The sequence below is a fragment of the Plantactinospora veratri genome, from assembly GCF_036421995.1.
GTDB lineage: Bacteria > Actinomycetota > Actinomycetes > Mycobacteriales > Micromonosporaceae > Plantactinospora > Plantactinospora veratri.
This window is the reverse complement of the sequence record NZ_JAZGQL010000024.1, coordinates 38053-58254: the sequence shown is the minus strand read 5'-3', so window position 1 is coordinate 58254 and position 20202 is coordinate 38053. Positions and strand designations below refer to the sequence as shown.

Here is a 20202-nt window from a genome sequence, read left to right as displayed (position 1 = left end):
CCCCGGGGGCCAACACCGAGCGGACGTACCAGGGCGGCCGGGCCCGGCCCGGGCCCGGCCGCCGTCGTGTGTCCGCTTGCCGGACGGGTTACTACTGCACCGCCAGGATGTCCACGACGAACCGGAGCGGCCCGGCCGGGGCGCCGCCGGTCGGGTTGTCGCCGTAGGCGAGGTCCGTCGGAATGTCGATCTGCACCCGGCTGCCGACCTTGACCCCCACCAGCCCCTGGTCCATGCCGGGAATCATGCCGCCGATCTGGAGCGGGACCGGCTGGCCCTGCCTCCACGAGGAGTCGAACTCCTGACCGGTGGCGTAGAAGACGCCGACGTAGTTGGCCGTGATCGTCTGCCCGGTCTGCAACGCCGGGCCGGTGCCCTCGATCAGCGGAGTGACGGTGAGCTTGGTCAACTCGCCCTTGCCGGCCTCGACGGTGGGTCGCTGCGCCAGCCGGGGGTCGAGGTCGGCCGGCGGCCGGGACGGCGCCCCGGGGCTCTCCGGCGCGCCGGTCGGCTCCGGCGGGGCGGTGGGTTCCGGCGGGGCGGTGGGCTCGGCGGCCGGCGGAGTGGTCGCACTCACGACCGGTGCGGCCGACGAACTGGGCGCGTCCTCCATCACCTGCGGCAGCACCACGACGGCGGCGACACCCAGCCCGGCCAGGAGGAGTCCGACGGTCCCGCCGGCCATCCGCTGCACCCGGGCCCGGTTCGCGGCGGCCTGGGCCGCGGCCGCCTCCGCGGCGGCCCGCCGCTCCTGCTTGGTCGGACGCCGCTGGCTCGTCGGCCCCGGCTGCTCGGGGGTCTGGACCGGATCGCTCATCTGATCTTGCACTCCTCGGGGGGAATATGGAGTAGGGCGGGACGCCGTCGGCCCGTCGAACGGCTCCGCACACCGTACCCGCGTCGATGCTGCCCACGTCGGCTCGGTCCGGCGGAGAGCGGCCGGTACCGGCGGAGGTAGCCGACCCGCCGAGTCAGATGTCCGTGATGTCTGTTGTGCCGCTGTCGGGCGCCGCGTCCGCACCGGCGGCCAGCGCCCGTACCAGCCGCAGGGTCTCCGCCACCCCACCGGTCACGTCCGGGATCGGGTAGCGCACCGCCCGGATGGTACGGCCGGCGTCGACGACCAGGGTCAGCCGCTTCAGCCGTACGGTGCCGCCGGCCCGGAAGGTCGGCAGCCGCAGCGCGCTGGCGAACTCGAGTTCGGCGTCGGAGAGCAGCGGAAACTGGATCCGCTCGGCGGCGGCGAAGGCGGCCTGCTCGGCGGTGCGCTGCGTACTCACCCCGCGCACCGCCGCCCCGTGCCGGGCGAACTCGTCCAACCGGTCCCGGTAGGTGCAGGACTCCAGGGTGCAGCCGGCCGCGCCCGGTATCTCCGTGCCGCCCGGCATGCCGGTGCCGGGATAGCAGTACAGCACCGTGAACGGAGTCGCGGCGACCGGGTCGAAACCGGTCAGTTCCGGGATGCGGGTGCCGACCAGGGCGGAGACTCGCCTCGCCTCCGCGGTGTCGGTACCGGTGGTGGCGGTCGGCTCGCCGTCACCGAGCAGCCACCGGTCGCCCCAGTCCTGTAGCGCGACAAGGATCGGCAGCGCGCCCCTCCCCCGGGCCGTCAGCCGGTACTCGTGCCGGGGCGGCCGGTCGGAGTACGGGTGCCGCTCCAGCACCCCGTCCTCGACCAGCCGGTGCAGCCGTTCGGTGAGCACCTTCCGGGAGACGCCGAGGCCGGCCCGCAACTCCTCGAACCGGTGCCGGCCCCGGGCCACGTCGCGCAGCAGCAGCAGGCTCCACCAGTCCCCGATCACCTCGCTGGCGTGCGCGATCGCGCACTCCGGATCGCCGCTGTCCGTCCTGCGTCTCATGCCGGCAACCCTATAGTCAGTTCCTAAAAGAGACTTACCTGTCTTACGCTGCCTCCCGAGCGGTTGGAGGAGAGCGATGCGCGACGTACCCCGGGTGGTCTGGACCCTCGCCGCCGGCCGGTTCGTCAACGCCGCCGGCTCGTTCGTCGCCTTCTTCCTCTTCCTCTACCTCACCGGCCCACGCGGGCTGCCGGTCGGCCAGGCCGGGCTGATCAGCGGAGCGCTCGGCGCGGGGATGCTGCTCGGCAACTTCACCGGCGGCTGGTTCGGCGACCGGTTCGGGCACCGACGGGCCCTGCTGGCCGCCTCGGCGGTCGCCGGGCTCGGCACCCTGGCGATCCCCTGGCTGCCGACACCGGCGCTCGGCCTGATCACCCCGCTGGTCGGCTACGCCGGCGCCGCCTCGGGAGTCGCCCAGGGCGCGCTGGTCGCGCTCGCCGTACCGGCCGGGGAACGGCGGCGGGCAGTGGCGATCACCCGGGCCGCCTTCAACGCCGGCTGCGTGATCGGGCCGCCGGTCGGTGCGCTGCTCTCGACGTACAGCTTCAGTTGGCTCTTCGTGCTCGACGGCGTCTGCACCCTGCTGGTCCGGGCGGTGACCGCGCGGCTGCTGCCGGCGGACCCGCCGCGACCCGACCACCGGCACGGCGCGGCACCGGCGCTGTGGCGGGCGGTCCGCGCCGACCGCGGCCTGCTGATCCTGCTGCCGGCCGTCGTGCTGGTGGACCTGGTCTACCGGCAGCTCTACTCGACCCTTCCGCTCTGGCTGCGCGACCACGGGCAGCCCGTCGGCCTCTACGCCGGCCTGATCGCGCTCGGCTCCGCGATGATCCTCTGCCTGGAGATCCCGGTGACGATGGCGCTGCGCCGGCGCCCCGCACTGACGTTGATCGGCGCCGGCTACTGCCTGGTCGGGCTCGGCTTCGGACTCTTCACGCTGGGCACCGCCGCCTGGCTGGTCGTCGCCGCGACGGTGGTGCTGACCTGCGGGGAGATCCTCTACAAGACGACGGCGACCGCGCACGTCCTCGACGCCGCCCCGGCCGGGCTGGTCGGGCAGTACCAGGGTCTCTACATGGGGGCCGCGACCAGCGGCACCGTGCTCGCCCCGCCGGTCGGCGCCCTGGTCTACAGCACCGCGCCCGGGCTGCTCTGGCCACTCTGCGCGGTCGCGGCCGTCACCGCCGGCCTGGTCGCCTGGGGCACGGGCCGGCGCCGGGTCCCGGAGACACCCGCACCGGCCGCCCCGACCGACCCGGAGGGTGGTGGCGCGGACCACCGGCCCGCCCCGGCACCGGCACTCGGCGGCGGGCGGGCCGGCGTCGGCCCGGTCAGCCCACCGGAGAGGGGTTCTCCGGCTGCGACCGCCCGCCCAGCCGCTGGTGGTCACGGATGATGTCGGCGTAGCGCAGCCCGCTCGCCTTCATCGTCCGGCGCTGGGTGGGGTAGTCGACGTGCACCAGGCCGAACCGCTTGTCGTAGCCGTACGCCCACTCGAAGTTGTCCAGCAGCGACCAGTAGAAGTAGCCGTCGACCGGCACCCCCCGGGCGGCTGCCGCCGCGACGGCCTGCACGTGCTCCTCCAGGTAGGCCGTCCGCTCCTTGTCCTCGACGCCACCCTCGGCGGTGACGGTGTCCGGCCAGGCCGAACCGCTCTCGGTGACCAGGATCCGGGCCGGCGCGTACCGCTCGGACACCGAGACCAGCAGCTCTTCCAGCCCGGTCGGGTACGCCTCCCAGCCCATCGCGGTCTGCGTCGAGCCGGGCACCGGGATCTGCCGGGCGTACGGCACCGGACCGTCCGGGTCGTCGACGATGACCTGCCGGAAGTAGTAGTTCAACCCGAGGAAGTCGGTCGGGGTGGCAATGCACTCCAGGTCGCCGGGGCGGACCGGCGGCTCGACGCCGTAGACCTCCAGCATGTCGGTCGGGTAGCCCCGCCCGTAGAGCGGATCCAGCCACCACCGGTTGACGTGCCCGTCGGCCCGGACCGCCGCCGCCACGTCCTCGGGCCGGTCGCTGCCCGACTCGCACGGGCTCGGGTTGAGCACGATGCCGACCGACGCCGGCCGGCTCGCCGCCGCCCGGACCGCCGCCACCGCCAGGCCGTGCCCGAGCAGCGTGTGGTGCGAGGTGGCGACCGCCCGGGCCAGATCCTGCTCGCCGGGGGCCATCCGGCCCTCCAGGTGCCCGATCCAGGAGACGCAGAGCGGCTCGTTCACGGTCACCCAGTCGCTGACCCGGTCACCGAGCGCGCCGGCCACCACCGAGGCGTAGTCGGCGAACGCCTCGGCGGTGGCCCGCTCCGGCCAGCCGCCCCGGTCCTGGAGCGCATGCGGCAGGTCCCAGTGGTAGAGCGTGACCAGCGGCCGGATCTCGGCCGCCAGCAGCGCGTCGACCAGCCGGTCGTAGAAGGCCAGCCCGGCCGGGTTGACCCGGCCGGTGCCGTCCGGCATCACCCGGGGCCAGGCCACCGAGAAGCGGTACGCGTCGACGCCGAGCCGGCGCAGCAGGGCCACGTCCTCCGGCCACCGGTGGTAGTGGTCGCACGCCTCGTCGCCGGTGTCGCCGTTGTCGACGTTGCCGGGTACCCGGCTCCAGGTGTCCCAGATGGACGGGCTGCGGCCGTCCACAGCGACAGCCCCCTCGATCTGGTACGCCGCGGTGGCGACGCCCCAGGTGAAGTTCGGTGGCAGCTTGGACAGATCCGGCATCGGTCGACTCTCCTTTGGATGGTTCAGAGCCTGCTGACCGCGCGGGTCTCGGTCCGGTCGGACGGTGGCTCGACGGGCAGGACGGATGGGCGGGGGCTACTTGACCGCTCCGGCGGTCAGCCCGGCGACGAAGTAGCGCTGCAGGGCGAGGAAGCCGATCACCACCGGGATGCTCACCACCACCGAGGCGGCCATCGCCTGGTTCCAGTAGACGTTGTACTGGGTGGCGTAGCCCTGGAGCCCGACGGCGAGGGTACGGCTGTTCTCGTCGGTCATCACCGAGGCGAAGAGCACCTCCCCCCAGGCGGTCATGAAGGCGTACACGGTGACCGCGACGATCCCCGGCACCGCCGTCGGGAGGATCACCTGGAAGAGCGTGCGCAGCGGTCCGGCCCCGTCGACCTGGGCCGCCTCGTCGAGCCCGCGCGGGATCGAGTCGAAGTAGCCGACCAGCATCCAGATGGAGAACGGCAGCGAGAAGGTGAGGTAGGTGATGGTCAACCCGAGCCGGCTGGCGTAAAGCTCGATCCCGGTGACGTTGCCCAGGTTGACGTAGATGAGGAAGAGCGGCAGCAGGAAGAGGATGCCGGGGAACATCTGCGTCGAGAGCACGGTGACCGAGAAGAGCTGCCGGCCGCGGAACCGGTAGCGGCTGATCGCGAAGGCGGCGAAGATGGCGATCGCCACCGAGACCACCGCGGCCGAGCTGGCCACCAGCAGGCTGTTCACCAGATAGCGGCCGAGCGGCACCGTCTGCCACATGTCCACGAAGGGCTGGAGGGTGACCCGGCTGGGCAGCCAGGTGAAGGCGCCCTGCACGTCGCGCAGCGGCTTGAGCCCGGAGCTGAGCATCACGTACAGCGGGGCGAGGACGAAGAGGGTCAGCAGGCTGAGCACGATGCGGCGGGCCCAGCGTTCGCCGTTTGACTCACGCATGCTCTCTCCTGCGGTTGGTGACGAGCAGGTAGACGGCGGTGACGACGAGCAGGAAGAGCAGCAGTGCCACCGACATCGCCGACCCGAGGCCGAAGTTCCAGGTGACGAAGGAGCTCTGGTAGATGTGGATCGAGATCAGGTCGGCCTGCCTCGGCGCGGAGCCGCCGAAGAGCACGTACGGGGTGTTGAAGTCGTTGAAGGTCCAGAGGAAGAGGACCAGCAGCAACACCTGGTTGACCGGCCGGAGCATCGGCAGGGTGACGTCGCGCAGCCGTCGCCAGAAGTTCGCCCCGTCGATCGCCGACGCCTCGTAGAGTTCCGGCGGCACGTTCTGCAATCCGGCCATCAGGCAGAGGAAGGCGAACGGCCACGACTTCCAGACCGAGACGATCAGCAGGGCGACGAAGCTGTTCTCCCCGATCAGCCAGAACGGCGGGTTGCCCCCGTCGATCAGCCCGAGCTGGTCGAGGACGTGGTTCACCAGGCCGGTGTCCCGCTGGAACATGAAGGTCCAGGTGATCACGGCGGTGTAGACCGGCAGCGCGTACGGGGTCAGGAAGAGGGTGCGCAGCAGCGCCCGCCCCCGGAACGGCCGTTGCAGGAAGACCGCGGCGGCCAGCCCGAGCATCCAGGAGAAGCCCACCGACAGCACGGTGTAGAGCGCGGTCACCCAGAACGAGTGCAGCAGGTCCCTGCCGGTGGCCGAGCCGAAGTCGAAGGTGACCCGGTAGTTCTCGAAGCCGGTGAAGGGCGCGGTGGACCAGTCCCGGATGTGGAACTGGGTGAGTTCGAGCAGGCTCATCCAGACCCCGACGAGCATCGGGACCACGTGGATGCCGAGTTCGAGCAGGGCGGCCGGGACGAGCAGCAGGTACGGCAGGTACGTCCGCCGTACGGCGCGGCGCCCGCGCGAGGGCGGCGGGCCGTCCTGCGCTGGTCGCCCGGCGGGCCGTACGGGGCCGGGCGCGGTGGTGGTGGCCATCGGATCCTCTCAGGGTGGACCGTGGAGGGGGCGGCGGTCCCCCTCCACGGTCAACCGTCGGCGTCGCGGCTCAGCTGCCCATCTTCTGTTGCGCTACGCCGAGCTTCTCCTTCACCTGCGCCTCGGTGACGGCCTTGCCACCCGCCGCGTCGGCGAAGAGTTCCTTCATGGCGGTACCGACCAGGGTCTCGAACTGGCTCTCCTCCGGCACCTGCGGTAGCGGGGCGGCGGTGGAGCCGAGCACCTCGCCCAGCACCTTCTGCTCCGGCGCCTGGAACGCCGGGTCGGCGCTCGCCGTCTTGACCGACGGCAGCGAGCCGTAGGTCTTGTTCAGGGTCACCTGCTCGGCGTCGCTGGTCATGAACTTCACGAACTCGAGCGCGCCGTCGAGGTTCTCGGTGTGCTTGAAGACCGCCAGGTTGATGCCGGCCACCATGCTGTTGACCTTCTTGCCGCCGGGCGGCGGGGTGGCCGGGAACGGCACCGGGGCGATCCCCCACTCGTCCGGGCTCATCCCCTGGGCCTTGAAGTTCGACCCGGCGGCCTGCCAGAGCAGCATCGCCGCCTTGCGGTTGGCGAAGTCGGCGACGGACTGGTTCTGGGCGTACTCGGCGTTGCTCGGGTTGACGATCTTGTCAACCGCCATCAGGTCGATGTACCGCTTGACCGCGGCGACGTTCTGCGGAGTGTCGAAGGTCGGCTTGCCGGCAGAGTCGAACCACTCGCCGCCCCACTGCTGGCCGAAGGTGAAGGCGTGGTGGGAGTTCTCCGACGGGTTCGCCCCCTCGACCGCCAGCCCCCACTGGCCGGCCTTGGTCAGCTTCTTGCCGGTCTCGACCAGCTCCTCCCAGGTGGCGGGCGGGGTGGTGATGCCGGCGTCGGTGAACATCTTCTTGTTGTAGTAGAGCGCGTACGCCAGGCTGTAGAGCGGCACGGCGGCCGGCGGCTTGCCGGGAGCGCCGGCGGCGGCCAGCGCGGCCGGTACGAAGCGGTCCTTGCCACCCACCTCGCCCAGCGTCGCGTCGTCGAACGGGATCAGCGCGTTGGTGGCCTGCAACGAGGCCGACCAGGTGTTGCCGATGTTCACCACGTCCGGACCCTTGCCGGAGGTGGCGGCGGCGAGCAGTCGGTTGAGCAGGTCCGACCAGGGCACGACCTCGAGGTTGACCTTGATGCCGGTCTGCTGCTCGAACTTGTCCAGCTCCGGCTGGAGGGTCTGCTTGTCGAACTCGATGCTGGCGCCCTGGTTGCTGGCCCAGTAGGTGAGCGTCTTCGCGGCGCCCTCGGACGAGCCGCCGGAGTCGCCGCAGGCGGCGAGGGAGGCGGTCGTCAACAGCGCCGCGACAGCCATAGCGAGGTGTCGTCTGGACACGACTTGCCCTTCTGCGTCGGCCGGCGGCCTCGCCGGCCCGTCGGCGGGGGCGCCGGAGCGGGGGCCGTGGGCGGCCGGGGTGGTGGGGCGGTACGGGCACGATCACCGTCGGCGGGGGATGGAGCGAGCCACCGAAGGGGGTTCCATCAAGGCTTAATTTACGCCGTTATTAAAGTGTCTGGTGGCTCGCCCGTCAAGGACGAGCCGTACAGTGACTCCCGGTAACCCGGGTTTATCGAGGTGGTGGGTGGACCTGGAACGGACGACGAACCGGATCGTGCGACAGCGCAACCGGTCCGCCCTGCTGTCGAAGTTGTTCCTGGAGGGTCCGCTGACCCGGCAGGACCTCGCCCGCTCCACCGGGTTGAGTCAGCCCGCCGTCAGCAACGTGGTCGGCGACCTGATCGGGGCCGGCCTGGTGGTCGAGGCCGGCGCCGTGGAGTCCGACGGCGGCCGCCCCAGCATGATGCTCCGGGTCGCCCCCCGGTACGCCCTGGTCGCCGGGGTCGACGTCGGCGAGACCCGGATCCGGGTCGAACTCTTCGACCTGGCGATGACGATGCTGGCCAGCGCCGAGTACCCGCTCGACGCGGCCGGGCCGGAGCCGGCCGCCGTGGTCCGGCACATCCTGGCCGGGCTGGACGCCGTCACCACGCAGGCCGGGGCGGCCCACTCGGAGATCCTCGGAGTCGGCATCGGCGTCTCCGGCGTGGTGGTGCAGGGCGGCGAGGCGATCGTGCACGCCCAGACCCTCGGCTGGCACGGCGTACCGCTGGAGCGGCTGATCCGCTCCGAGACCGACCTGCCGGTGCACGTCGACAACGGCGCGAAGACGCTCGGCCAGGCCGAGATGTGGTTCGGGGCCGGGCGGGGCAGCCGGCACGCCGTCTTCGCACTGGTCGGCTCCGGCGTCGGCGCGGCCGTGGTGACCAACGGGGTGATGTACCGGGGCGTCTCCAGCAGTGCCGGCGAGTGGGGGCACACCACCCTGGTCTACGACGGCCGCGCCTGCCGGTGCGGTGCCCGCGGCTGCCTGGAGGCGTACGTCGGTGCGGAGGGGATCATCGACCGGTACCGGGAGGCCCGGCGCGGACACGCCGTACCCGGTGCCGACGAGGAGTCCCAGCTGGGCGCCCTGCTCGAGGCGGCCGGCCGGTCCGCGACCGCCCGCCGGGTGCTGACCGAGACGGCCGGCTACCTCGGCGCCGGGGTGGCGAACCTGATCAACCTGTTCAACCCGGAACGGGTGGTGCTGGGCGGCTGGGCCGGGGTGGCGCTCGGCGCCACGCTGCTGCCGGCGATCCGCGAGGCGGCGGCCGGTCAGGCGCTGCACCAGCCGTACGAGCAGGCCACGATCGAGTTGGGCCAGCTCGGGATCGACGCGGTGGCGCTCGGTGCCGCCACCCTGCCGGTCGCCCGGCTGCTCGCCGCCGGTGGCCTGCGCAGCTGAGCACACGCAAGGAAGGGCCCCCTGTTATCGGATTCTGTAGAAGTGGGGGCCCTTCCTAACAGGACAGCGTGGCGCGATGTCTGCGCATTCCGGCATCCGGGATAAATTACGTCGTAATAAATTGATGTCTTGACGGCGGCGGAACCCGGGCGCAACACTCGTGATCCTGCGAGAGCGCTCTCTACCGTCCACAGCCGACCGGTCGACGTCGCCCGCCGTCGGTCGTTTCCGCAGGTCGACACCGACCTCGGGCTACCCCCACCGCACCCCCGCGCAGCAGGCCGACCGCAGCACACCCCCGCGATCGGCACCACACCGCCACTGGCCCGCCGCTCCCGACCCGGAGGAGCGGCCGGCGCCAGACACCTCCGCATGGACAGGCAGGGTCATGATTTTTCATCGTTTTCCTCCCCGAGAACATCCCGGCGGCCGCCGCCGACCGCGCCGGCTGGCCGGCGTACTCGCCGCGACGCTGTTGCTCGCCCTGACCCCGTTCGCCGGGCCCACCCCGGCGGCGAGTGCCGCACCGGCGCTGATCTCGCAGGGCAGGCCGGCGACGGCCTCGTCCAGCGAGGGCGGCGCCTTCACCGCTTCGGCCGCCGTGGACGGGAACACCGGCACCCGCTGGTCCAGCGGGTTCAGCGATCCACAGTGGATCCAGGTCGACCTGGGCGCGAGCGCCACGATCAGCCAGGTCGTGCTGCGCTGGGAGGCGGCCTACGGCCGGGCGTTCCAGATCCAGGTCTCCGACAACGCCAGTAGCTGGAACAACGTCTACACGACCAGCACCGGCACCGGCGGTACCCAGACGCTGAACGTCACCGGCACCGGCCGGTACGTCCGGATGTACGGCACCGCCCGGGCCACCGGATACGGGTACTCGCTCTGGGAGTTCGAGGTCATCGGCGAGTTCGGCGGCGGTGGCCCCGGCCCCGGCGATCCGGTCGAGCCGACCGACCCACGCAACCCGAACTTCGGGCCGAACACCTTCGTCTTCGACCCGTCGACGCCCACCTCCACCATCCAGGGCCGGCTGAACTCGCTCTTCACCGAGCAGGAGACCGCGCAGTTCGCCCCCCGGCGGTACGCGGTGCTGTTCAAGCCCGGCACCTACACCGCCGACGTCAACCTCGGCTTCTTCACCCAGGTCGCCGGGCTCGGCATGTCACCGGACGACGTCAACCTGAACGGGCACGTCCGGGTGGAGGCGTTCTGGATGGGCGGCAACGCCACCCAGAACTTCTGGCGGTCGGCGGAGAACCTCTCGGTCACCCTGCCCGCCGGCACCGTCGTCGAGCGCTGGGCCGTCTCCCAGGCGGCGCCGTACCGGCGGATGCACCTGCGCGGTGCCGGCAACCAGATCCAGTTGTGGAACGGCGGCGACGGCTGGTCCAGCGGCGGGCTGATGGCCGACACCAAGATCGACGGTACGGTCGTCTCCGGCTCGCAGCAGCAGTGGTACTCCCGCAACAGCGAGTTCGGCAGCTGGAACGGCTCGGTCTGGAACATGGTCTTCACCGGGGTCGCCGGGGCACCGGCACCGCACTTCCCGAACCCGTCGCACACGGTGGTCGCGCAGACCCCGGTGGTCCGGGAGAAGCCGTTCCTCTACCTCGACGGCACCGGCGAGTACCGGGTCTTCGTGCCGGCGCTGCGCAGCAACAGCCAGGGCACGAGCTGGTACAACAAGACCCCGGCCGGCTCGTCGATCTCGCTGAGCCAGTTCTTCGTCGTCCGGCCCGGCACCAGCGCGGCGACCATCAACGCCGCACTCGCCCAGGGCAAGAACCTGCTCTTCACCCCGGGCCTCTACCGGACCACCGAGACGATCCGGGTGACCCGGCCGGACACCGTGGTGCTCGGGCTCGGCCTGGCCACCATCGAACCGCAGAACGGCGTCACCGCGATGACCGTGGCCGACGTGGACGGCGTCAAGGTCGCCGGCATCATGTTCGAGGCCGGTGCGACGAACTCCCCGGTGCTGATGGAGGTCGGCCCGGCCGGCTCCTCGGCCAGCCACGCCGGCAACCCGACCTCGCTGCACGACGTCTTCTTCCGGATCGGCGGCGCGGTACCCGGCAAGGCCACCACCAGCCTGCGGATCAACAGCCACAACGTGATCGGCGACCACATGTGGCTGTGGCGGGCCGACCACGGTGACCCCGGTACCTACGGCTGGAACATCAACACCGCCGACACCGGGCTGGTGGTGAACGGCAACAACGTCACCATGTACGGCCTCTTCGTGGAGCACTACCAGAAGACCGAGGTGATCTGGAACGGCAACGGTGGCCGGACCTACTTCTTCCAGAACGAGAAGCCGTACGACCCGCCGAACCAGGCGGCGTTCATGAACGGCTCCACCCGGGGCTACCCGGCGTACAAGGTGGCCGACTCGGTGACCAGTCACGAGGCGTGGGGCCTGGGCAGCTACTGCTACTTCAACGTGAACCCGGCGGTGGTCAACGAGCGCTCCTTCGAGGTGCCGGTCACCTCCGGCGTCCGGTTCCACAACATGGTGACGGTCTCGCTCGGCGGGGTCGGCACGATCAACCGGATCATCAACAACTCCGGCGGTACCGCCAACACCGCCAACCAGGTGCAGTACCTGAACAACTTCCCGTAGGCCGGCACCGGGCACCACGACGGCTGGCTCCGGCGGACGCGTCCGGCGGAGCCAGCCGTCAGTCGGTACCGTCGCAGCCGCGTCGTGGCCGCCCGGCCGTCCGCGCCGGAGCCTGTGCGCGGGAGCCGGTCAGTCGAGCGGCGCACCCTGGTGGAGCCAGCGCAGCAGGTCCGGGTCGACGCCGAGGCCCCGAACCCGGTCGCGGTAGCGCCGCTCGTCGTCGGCGTCCAGCAGTTCTCGCCACTGACCGGTCTCGCCGCGATGGAAGAACCGGGTCGGGTCGTACCAGATCCCCCGGTCCGGGGTCAGCTCCTGCGACCGGGCGCGCATCTGGTCGAACCGGGCCGCCCGGACCAGCTCGGGCCAGCGCTCCTCGGCGACCTCGATGCCGAACCGGGTCGCGAGCCGCCGCATCGTGCCGGCCAGGTCCGCCCTCATCCCGTCGTAGTGCAGCAGGGTGACGTTGCGCAGGTGCCGGGCCCGCCAGAACGTGTCGAGGTGGTGCACCATCGCGGCCAGGCCGACGAGTACGTCGTAGTTGTCGATCCAGGCCCAGAACCGGTCGCGGGCCGAGTCGAGCCGATCGGGCAGTCCATCGGGCCGCTCCGGCTCGCCATCGGGGGTCGGGCCGGCGAGTCCCTCCGTGCCGACCGCCGCCACCCGCCGATCGATCAGGACGGCGAAGTCGGTGTTCTCGATGTGGTTGTCCCAGGAGATCGCGGCGTCCCGGGGATCACGCCCGACACAGACGTACTCGACCTCCTCGCGGTAGGGCAGGCCGTCCAACGGGATGTGGGTCTTGAGGAACCGGCGGTGCCGCTGCGCCCCGAGGATCGCCAGGTTCTCCTCGTGCCGGGAGGTCAGCAGGTCGGGCCAACGTGACATGGCGTCCAGCGGCTGCGGAAAGTCCGTCGACTGGAAGATCAGCAGGGCGCAGATCATCTGTGTCCACGTCGTACCGCACTTCGGCGGGGTGGAGATCACGATGTCCCCGTCCCGGAACGGGAAGTCGTGCCAGCGAACGCTGTCCATCAGGATGTTCTGGTACAGAGCTGTCGGCTGCGGCACGGCCTTCTCCCCCACGCTCGGTGTGCCCGTCGGCGGGGCCGTGCCGATCCGACGCGCCGGACCCCGCCGGTCATTGACAGTAACGAATGTAGGGCACCGGGTGACCGGACGGCTACGGTCGACTGCCGGCCGGTCGGTCGGGGCTGCGCCGGCGTGGCACGTGCCGGCGGTAGTCGCTGACCGTCGGGTCGCCCTCGACCCAGAACCGCCACGGGACGTCGTGCGCCCCGGTGACCCCGACCCGGGGACCGGCGGCGATCGCCTCCGGCGGCACCGGCGTGGCCGGCGGGCGGAGGCGTACCGGACCGTCGCCGAGCAGGTAGCGGCCGTAGACGGCCCGGTCCAGGCCGAGCGCCGCGCAGAGCCGGGCGGGTCCGCGGGCCAGGTCCACGTCCCGGCGTACGGCGGTGCGCCGGCTCCGGGCGATCTCCAGCCCGTCGACCACCTCGCCGGCCCGGAGCAGTACCGCCGACGCCTCCCCGTCCGGCCCGGTGACCACGTTCACGCACCAGTGCATCCCGTAGGTGAAGTACGCGTAGGCGTGCCCGGCCGGCCCGAACATCACCGCGTTGCGCGGGGTACGCCCCCGGTGCGCGTGCGACGCCGGGTCCCCGCCGCTGCCCGCGTACGCCTCCACCTCGGTGAGCCGGACGGTGACGCCGCCCGCCGAGAGGGTGGCACCGAGCAGCCCACGCGCCGCCGGCACCACCGGTCCGGCCAGCAGCGCGGCGAAGTCGTCGACCGAGGTCATCCGGCAAGGACATCACGGGCGGCCGGTCGGGCTCCGGGCGGGGTCCCCGGCTCCGGTGCGGCTTCCCGGGCGTGCCGCTCCGGCACGGTCCTGTGGACTCGGCGCTCCGGCACCGCCGGGCGGCTCGGCGGTGAGGTGTCGGCGGGCCAGCGCGACGAAGCCGTCGGCGTCGTCGACGTAGACCCGCAGTTCGTGGACGGGTTCACCGGTGCCCTTCGGCACCGGCAATACGGTCGGCTCGCGCAGCAGGATGTCGACGGTGGTCTGGCTGGAGACCCCGATGTTGAGCACGGTCCGGGTGTCGGTCCGCTCCACCTGCACGGTCCGGCCGGACGACAGCGAGCGGTGCCGCCCGCGTACCGTCTCGATCGCCGCCCAGGGCAGCGCGAGGTCGATCGAGATGCCGTTGCGGAGCCGGATTCCCTCCTCGCCCACCAGGTGCGGGTGGACCCGGAGGCTGGCCAGCAGCCCGATCATCCAGAACACCCCGTAGACACCGAGCGTGGCGGCGATGATCCGGGCGATCTTCCAGGGCAGGATCAGGTCGAGCACCGGGATCTCGATCGCGGAGACCACGATGAAGACGATCAGCAGCGGTGTGACCACGCTGGCGTACCCGAAGGCGACCGTGCCCGCCGGGCCGGTCGGCCGGCGCAGGATCCAGCGGAACAGGCTGCGCCACATGCCCAGCTCGTAGACGGTGGCCCGGCGCAGCAGTGACCAGACCGCCGGCAGTGCCTTCGGGACCGTGGTCCGGGTCATTCGTCGCCTCCCGGGGGTTGCTGCTGCGCCAGGCCGATCCCGCGCAGCCGGGTGAGAATCTCGCCCAGCCCGGCGGTGAGGCAGTCGAACCGCTCCGCCGACATCTCTCCGAACAGCAGGTGGGCGAACTCCTGCTGGCCGTGCTCCATCGCCTCGACCGTCTGCCGACCCCGCTCGGTGAAGGTGACCAGGGTGGCCCGCCGGTCGGTCGGGTGCGGCTGCCGGCTGACGAATCCGGTCGCCTCCAGGCCGTCGACCAGGCCGGTGACGGTGCGGGCGCTCACCCTGAGCGCGGCGGCGAGGTCCCGCTGGGTCATCGGGCCGTGCCGGCGCAGCTCCCAGAGCAGGTGGGTGCGCGAGACGGTCAGCCCCTCCCGGGCCAGGCTCCGGGTCATGTCGTCGTTGATCAACACGACCAGTTCGAGCACCTGGTCCAGCGCCGCAATATGTTTGTCGCCAATCATGTGCCTGCCACACCGTGAGTCATGCTCACTAGTTTGCCACAGCGCCGGTACGAGCGTCACCCCCGGTCCGGCCGCTCGGCCGATGATTCATGACGCTCAATTGCTCACTCGCTCGGGATCTCGACGCACGGCCTTGCAGGTTGCGATAGGCGACGCAAAGGTAACTTTCAGTCGCCGAATTGGAGGACCCATCATGTATGTCACCGCGGCAGGGCTCGCCGGGATGGCGTTGGGTTTCATCGCCGGCCTGTGTACCTACCGAACATCCCGCCGCTGGTGTGCGGGGTGCGGCGGCAGCCTGAGCTGCCCGGCCTGCGCCAGTGCCAGTGCCGGCGTACGCCGCAACACCCCGGCCCGGCGGTTCCGGTGAGCGCCGGCCCGTCCGCGTCGCCGAACGTGCCTCCCGGCACCGTGCTCGAGCTGGCCAAGGAGGACTGGCGGTACGGCGGCCACCCGCTCCGGCTCATGGTCGAGTTCGTCCGCCTCGACCTGTCGACCTACTACGACAACCAGTGGGTCTGGATCAGCGGCCAGCGACTGGCCGGCGACGGCACGCCGCTCGGTCACCTGGACGCCCTGGTCAGGGTCTCCGCGCTGCCCTGCCCGGAGAACGGTCGTGATCGCTCGGGCCTCCCCGGCGACGCCGCCGACGGGCGTAGGGCCGGTCGGAACGGCTCGACGGGCCGGACCGCCCCCCGGCAACGGACCGGACCGGAGCGCGTCCGGCGATCGAGCCGCGCCGGCCGCCCGTCGGAGCATCGCGACGAGTCGCGGTGGGAGCAGCCCGAAGACGAACCCCGCGACAGCCCGGACGGCCCCTGACCGCACGGCAACGACGATGGAGGACCTCGACCCCGCCCGCCTGTGGAGATCCGGCCCACGGACTCCGGACCCGGTTCAACCCTCTGCGGCGAGCACGACCGAGTCATGGTGCGCCAGGACGCCCCGGGCGGCGGCGAGCGCGGTCTCCGCCTCCGGCGTCGTCGCACCGGCCAGCTCGACCAGGGTACGAAGGTGCTGGTCGACCGCTTCGGCGAGCCGGCGCCACCGGACCGGGCGGCCGGTACCGGGGTCGAGCACCGAGCCCGAGTCGCGACAGCGCAGCGTCTCGACGAGCGCGGCACGCAGCGCGCGTACGGACCGGTCGAGGGTCTCGGCGGCACCCTCCGGGGCGGTGTACCGGGGTGCCTGGTCGAGGACCATCCGAAGCACCGTCACCAGGTCGTCGGCGTGCCCCGACACCCAGCGCCGAACCCGGTGGATCCGGCCCAGCTCGGGCCAGCGCTTCCGGGCCGCCTGCCGGCTGCTGCCGGTCGCCTCTCCCAGGTCGGCGAGGCTGGCGCCGAGCCAGACCGCGTCCGAGGCATCCTCGGCGGCACAGCCGGCGGCCACCTCGGCGAGCAGCGCCTGCGCGGCCTGTCCGGCCCGGACCCGCCGCAGGTACGCCGCGCGTTGGATCCGCTCGTCGTCGACGTCGCCGGGCTTCGGCCCCGGCTCCGTGGTGGCGGCGAACGACGGATGTTCGGCCAGCAGGCAGGTGAGCCGGCGGCCGAACTCCGCGACGAGACCGGCGAACTGGTCGTACTCCTCATCGGAGAGCTGGTCGAACCGCTCTTCCGGCCGGCGTACCCGGTACATCGCACCACTCCTGACAACCTGAGGTTTACAGTGACGACAGTACCACTGTAAACCTCAGGTTCACAACGACAGCCGAGTTCGCTCCTCACTCCGGTGCCGCCGACGAGCGAAGGTTGTCAGTGCTCGTCCAACGCCACCAGGAAGAACCGGCGCAGTTCGTCGGCGAGCAGCTCCGGCTCCTCGTGCGGCATGAAATGCCCCCCGACACCCGGCTCGGTCCACCACCGCAGATCCGGGCAGGCCCGCTCGGCCAGCCGGCGGGGGAACCCGGCCAGACCCGGTTCCGCGCTCAGGGTGACCGCGACCGGCACGGTGATGTCCGGCCGGGGCGGGTTGCGCGGGTAGTCGAGATACTGCCGGAACGACGATCCGATCGCCTCGGTCACCCAGTACAACGTGATCACGGTGAGCAGGGTGTCCCGGTCGAACCGGCTGGCCAGGTCGCCGTGGCAGTCGCTCCAGTCCCGGTACTTGTCGACCAGCCAGGCCGCCAGGCCGGCCGGCGAATCGACCAGTGCCGCCGCGACGGTGTCCGGCCGGGTGGCCATGATCGCGCTGTAGCCGCCGTCGGTCTCGTCGTAGCGCTCCTCGGCCTCGATGAAGGCCCGCTCGGCGGGGTCGAGGGGTCGGGCGTCGAAACTGGCCGGAAAGGGTGGATGGATCAGGTGTACCCCGGCGACCTGGTCGGGGTACGTCGCGCCGAGCCAGCCGGCCACCGCTCCGCCGATGTCCCCGCCGAAGACGCCGTACCGGTGGTGGCCGAGCACCTCGGTCATCAGCCGGTGCAGGATCCGGGCCATCGCGGCCCGGGTGAGCGGCTCCGCCGGCAGCTCGGAGTAGAGGAAGCCGGGCATCGACGGCACCACCACGTCGAACGCGGTGGCCGGATCGCCGCCGTACCGGCCGGGGTCGGTCAGCCGGTCCGCCAGCGGCAGCAACTCCACGAAGCTGCTCGGCCAGCCGTGGTTCAGCAGCAGCGGCGGCGGCACCGGCACACCGGCCGGACGGCGACCGGAGATCCGCAGGAAGTGCAGCCGCCGGCCGTCGATCTCGGTCAGAAACTGCGGGTACGCGTTCAGCGCGGCCTCCCGGGCCCGCCAGTCGTACCCGTCGGCCCAGTAGCCGACCAGGTCACACAGGTAGTCGGGATCGGTGCCGGCCTGCCAGCGCCGCTCGCCACTGCGCCCGGTGAACCGGGTACGGCGCAGCCGGGTGCGCAGGTCGTCGAGGACCGGATCGGGAATCTCGATCCGGAAAGGGGAAATCATCAGAAGTCCTCCGGGACGGAGGGCGTCGGCTCCCCGACCGGTGTGGCGCGGAACGCGCCGAGGTCAGCGGGGACGGATGGCCGGAGAGGACGCCCGAACGGAACGGTCGCAATGCATCGGGCTCACCTCCTCTCGGCGCTGACCGGGAGATCATGCCAGCCGCCCGGCGGGCCCGCAAACCGATTGCCGGTCCCCGTCACCAGGTGCGCGGTCAGCCGGTGGACCGGGTCTGCCCGCGACGCTGCTGCCAGAGCTGGACGATCTCCTCGAACTCCTCGAAGAACCTGCCCGCACCGGAGAAGGCCCGCTCGTCGAGGAAGAACAGCGTCCAGCGCCGCCGCTGGTGCTGGTGGTCGTAGACCGCCACCACGTAGCGGGAGGTGACGTCGAACGGGCCGACCCGGGTGACCCCCCGGTTGTCGTGCAGGTGGAAGTCGCGGATGTCGGACCAGCCGTACCGCCGGTCGCCGAGGAAACCGCGCCGGAGTATCCCGTCCCGGTCGACCACCGTCCCCATCCGGGACACCCGCAGGCTCACCCCGAGCAACAGGCCCAGGGTGCCGAGCAGGATCACCGCCGACAGCCAGCCGGGTAGGCCGGTGCCGAGCACGGCGTACCCGACCGGCAGCATCACGAAGACGGTGAGCAGGACGAAGTAGCCGACCATGGCTCTCGGCATGCCGTAGGTCGCCGGCAGCGGCCTCACGCCAATCACCACCCCGTACGTCGTCCGTAGCACCGACGAGTTGTCCGGAGCGAAGGTTATCGACGTTCGAGGTGCTGCGCCATGCGCCGGACGGAGAATAATCGCCCGCCGGGCGAGGCGGCCACCGACCTCGGTCAGCTCTGCGGGATGACCTGCTCCGTCGCCCACTGCCGCCAGCCGTCGAGCTGGTCGGAGGCGGAAACGAGCTGGTCGGAGACCGGTCCCGGCCCGGTCGAGCCGGGCGTGGTCCGGGCGGCCAGCGCGGACCGGACCGAGAGCACGTCCCGGACCGCGGGGTCGAGATGCTCGCTGACCAGCCGCAGGTCGTCGTCGGAAACCTCGTCCAGCTCACAGTCACGGGCCACGCAGAGCGCCACCAGCCGGCCGGTCACCTCGTGCGCCTCCCGGAACGGCACCCCCTTGCGGACCAGCCAGTCGGCGACCTCGGTGGCCAGTGAGAAGCCGACCGGGGCGGCGGCGGCGAGCCGGTCCACCCGGACGGTCATCGTGGAGACCATCCCGGCCAGCGCCGGCAGCACCAGGTCGAGGGTGTCGATCGCGTCGAACGCCGGCTCCTTGTCCTCCTGCATGTCCCGGTCGTACGCCATCGGCAGCCCCTTGAGCATGGTCAGTACGGCGACCAGCCCACCGATCAGCCGGCCGGACTTGCCCCGGGCCAGCTCGGCGACGTCGGCGTTCTTCTTCTGCGGCATGATCGACGAGCCGGTGGCGAACGAGTCGTCCAGCTCCACCCAGCCGAACTCCTGCGAGGTCCACATCACCACCTCCTCGCCGAGCCGGGACAGGTGCACCCCGAGCAGCGCGGTGACGAAGAGGAACTCGGCCACGAAGTCCCGGTCGGCGACCGCGTCCATCGAGTTGGCGAACGAGGTCCGGAAGCCCAGCTCCTTGGAGACCGCCACCGGGTCGAGCGGCAGTCCCGAGCCGGCCAGCGCGCCCGCGCCGAGCGGACTGACCGCCGCCCGGTGGTCCCAGTCGCGCAGCCGCTCCAGGTCGCGCAGCAGCGGCTGGACGTGCGCGAGCAGCCAGTGCCCGAAGGTGACCGGCTGGGCGTGCTGCACGTGGGTCATCCCCGGCGCCGGGGTCTCCAGGTTGCGGGCCGCCTGCTCGACCAGCGCCTCGGCCAGCCCGACGATCCGGGCCGCCAGCCCCCGGGCGTGGTCGCGCAGATAGAGCCGCAGGTCGGTGGCGACCTGGTCGTTGCGGGACCGGCCGGCCCGGAGCTTGCCGCCGAGGGTGCCGAGGCGTTCCAACAGGCCGCGTTCGAGCGCGGTGTGCACGTCCTCGTCCTCGACGGTGGGCCGGAAGGTGCCGGTGCGCACCGCCGCCTCCAGGTCGTCGAGCGCGGCCAGCATCCGGCCCAACTCGTCCGGGTCGAGCAGGCCGGCGGCGGCCAGCACCCGGGCGTGCGCCCGGGAGCCGGCCAGGTCGTACGGGGCGAGCCGCCAGTCGAACTGGACGCTGACCGAGAGCCGGGCCAACGCCTCGGCTGGGCCACCGGCGAACCGGCCACCCCACAGGCTCGTACGGTTGGTTCCGGCGCTGTTCTCAGTCAAGCTCTTGTCGTCCACGCCGACCATTTTGA

General features: G+C 71.7%; 18 protein-coding genes. 4 read left to right on the top strand and 14 right to left on the bottom strand.

Features of this window, described 5'->3' with window-relative positions; translation table 11 throughout:
• Window positions 1–91 precede the first annotated feature (91 nt).
• Together V1634_RS26045 and V1634_RS26040 are read right to left on the bottom strand one after the other, a co-directional pair.
• The gene (locus tag V1634_RS26045) at window positions 92–817 is read right to left on the bottom strand and encodes an FKBP-type peptidyl-prolyl cis-trans isomerase (protein ID WP_331210523.1); all 726 of its coding nucleotides are present in this window, start codon (window positions 815–817) and stop codon (window positions 92–94) included.
• 154 nt (window positions 818–971) lie between these two features.
• On the bottom strand, window positions 972–1859 hold the full coding sequence (locus V1634_RS26040) for a winged helix-turn-helix transcriptional regulator (RefSeq protein WP_331210522.1): 888 nt from the start codon (window positions 1857–1859) through the stop codon (window positions 972–974).
• A gap of 76 nt (window positions 1860–1935) precedes the next feature.
• On the opposite strand from V1634_RS26040, the gene V1634_RS26035 reads away from it, so the two are divergent.
• Window positions 1936–3255, top strand: coding sequence for an MFS transporter (locus V1634_RS26035; RefSeq protein WP_331210521.1), 1320 nt, complete (start codon window positions 1936–1938; stop codon window positions 3253–3255).
• On the opposite strand, the gene V1634_RS26030 is transcribed toward V1634_RS26035, so the two are convergent.
• The 4 genes from V1634_RS26030 to V1634_RS26015 all read right to left on the bottom strand — a co-directional run bounded on the left by V1634_RS26030 (window position 3191) and on the right by V1634_RS26015 (window position 7863).
• Window positions 3191–4573 carry a GH1 family beta-glucosidase gene (locus V1634_RS26030; RefSeq protein WP_331210520.1) on the bottom strand — a complete coding sequence of 461 codons (1383 nt, stop codon included), beginning with the start codon at window positions 4571–4573 and terminating at the stop codon, window positions 3191–3193. The two genes, V1634_RS26035 and V1634_RS26030, sit on opposite strands and share 65 nt — an antisense overlap.
• Before the next feature lie 96 nt (window positions 4574–4669).
• Window positions 4670–5509: a carbohydrate ABC transporter permease gene (locus V1634_RS26025; protein WP_331210519.1), complete on the bottom strand. Its 840-nt coding sequence runs from the start codon at window positions 5507–5509 to the stop codon at window positions 4670–4672.
• Entirely contained in the window at window positions 5502–6491 is a 990-nt protein-coding gene (locus tag V1634_RS26020) for a carbohydrate ABC transporter permease (RefSeq protein WP_331210518.1), read from the bottom strand. Before V1634_RS26020 ends, V1634_RS26025 begins: the two co-directional genes overlap by 8 nt.
• A 70-nt stretch (window positions 6492–6561) precedes the next feature.
• On the bottom strand, window positions 6562–7863 hold the full coding sequence (locus V1634_RS26015) for an ABC transporter substrate-binding protein (RefSeq protein ID WP_331210517.1): 1302 nt from the start codon (window positions 7861–7863) through the stop codon (window positions 6562–6564).
• A gap of 247 nt (window positions 7864–8110) precedes the next feature.
• On the opposite strand from V1634_RS26015, the gene V1634_RS26010 reads away from it, so the two are divergent.
• Both V1634_RS26010 and V1634_RS26005 read left to right on the top strand, forming a co-directional pair.
• Window positions 8111–9313, top strand: coding sequence for an ROK family transcriptional regulator (locus tag V1634_RS26010; RefSeq protein ID WP_331210516.1), 1203 nt, complete (start codon window positions 8111–8113; stop codon window positions 9311–9313).
• 388 nt (window positions 9314–9701) lie between these two features.
• Complete coding sequence (locus tag V1634_RS26005) at window positions 9702–11939, top strand: discoidin domain-containing protein (RefSeq protein WP_331210515.1); 2238 nt, start codon at window positions 9702–9704, stop codon at window positions 11937–11939.
• Window positions 11940–12068: 129 nt separating this feature from the next.
• Here the strand turns inward: V1634_RS26005 and V1634_RS26000 are convergent, their stop codons facing one another.
• From V1634_RS26000 to V1634_RS25985, 4 genes are all read right to left on the bottom strand, one after another.
• Window positions 12069–13007: a sulfotransferase domain-containing protein gene (locus V1634_RS26000; RefSeq protein ID WP_331210514.1), complete on the bottom strand. Its 939-nt coding sequence runs from the start codon at window positions 13005–13007 to the stop codon at window positions 12069–12071.
• 112 nt (window positions 13008–13119) lie between these two features.
• Window positions 13120–13758, bottom strand: a complete 639-nt coding sequence (locus tag V1634_RS25995; RefSeq protein ID WP_331210513.1) for a DNA-3-methyladenine glycosylase — start codon at window positions 13756–13758, stop codon at window positions 13120–13122.
• Window positions 13759–13770: 12 nt separating this feature from the next.
• Window positions 13771–14520 carry a hypothetical protein gene (locus V1634_RS25990; protein ID WP_331210512.1) on the bottom strand — a complete coding sequence of 250 codons (750 nt, stop codon included), beginning with the start codon at window positions 14518–14520 and terminating at the stop codon, window positions 13771–13773.
• Entirely contained in the window at window positions 14517–14984 is a 468-nt protein-coding gene (locus V1634_RS25985; protein WP_331210511.1) for a MarR family winged helix-turn-helix transcriptional regulator, read from the bottom strand. The genes V1634_RS25990 and V1634_RS25985 overlap by 4 nt, the downstream gene beginning before the upstream one ends.
• A gap of 285 nt (window positions 14985–15269) precedes the next feature.
• Between V1634_RS25985 and V1634_RS25980 the strand changes: the two genes are divergently transcribed.
• The gene (locus V1634_RS25980; protein ID WP_331210510.1) at window positions 15270–15806 is read left to right on the top strand and encodes a hypothetical protein; all 537 of its coding nucleotides are present in this window, start codon (window positions 15270–15272) and stop codon (window positions 15804–15806) included.
• A gap of 75 nt (window positions 15807–15881) precedes the next feature.
• Here the strand turns inward: V1634_RS25980 and V1634_RS25975 are convergent, their stop codons facing one another.
• The 4 genes from V1634_RS25975 to argH all read right to left on the bottom strand — a co-directional run bounded on the left by V1634_RS25975 (window position 15882) and on the right by argH (window position 20197).
• Window positions 15882–16622 carry a hypothetical protein gene (locus tag V1634_RS25975; RefSeq protein WP_331210509.1) on the bottom strand — a complete coding sequence of 247 codons (741 nt, stop codon included), beginning with the start codon at window positions 16620–16622 and terminating at the stop codon, window positions 15882–15884.
• A 116-nt stretch (window positions 16623–16738) separates the two neighbouring features.
• Window positions 16739–17890: an epoxide hydrolase family protein gene (locus tag V1634_RS25970; protein ID WP_331210508.1), complete on the bottom strand. Its 1152-nt coding sequence runs from the start codon at window positions 17888–17890 to the stop codon at window positions 16739–16741.
• Window positions 17891–18101: 211 nt separating this feature from the next.
• Entirely contained in the window at window positions 18102–18596 is a 495-nt protein-coding gene (locus V1634_RS25965; RefSeq protein ID WP_331210507.1) for a PH domain-containing protein, read from the bottom strand.
• A 134-nt stretch (window positions 18597–18730) separates the two neighbouring features.
• The gene (gene argH / locus V1634_RS25960) at window positions 18731–20197 is read right to left on the bottom strand and encodes an argininosuccinate lyase (RefSeq protein ID WP_331210525.1); all 1467 of its coding nucleotides are present in this window, start codon (window positions 20195–20197) and stop codon (window positions 18731–18733) included.
• Window positions 20198–20202 lie beyond the last annotated feature (5 nt).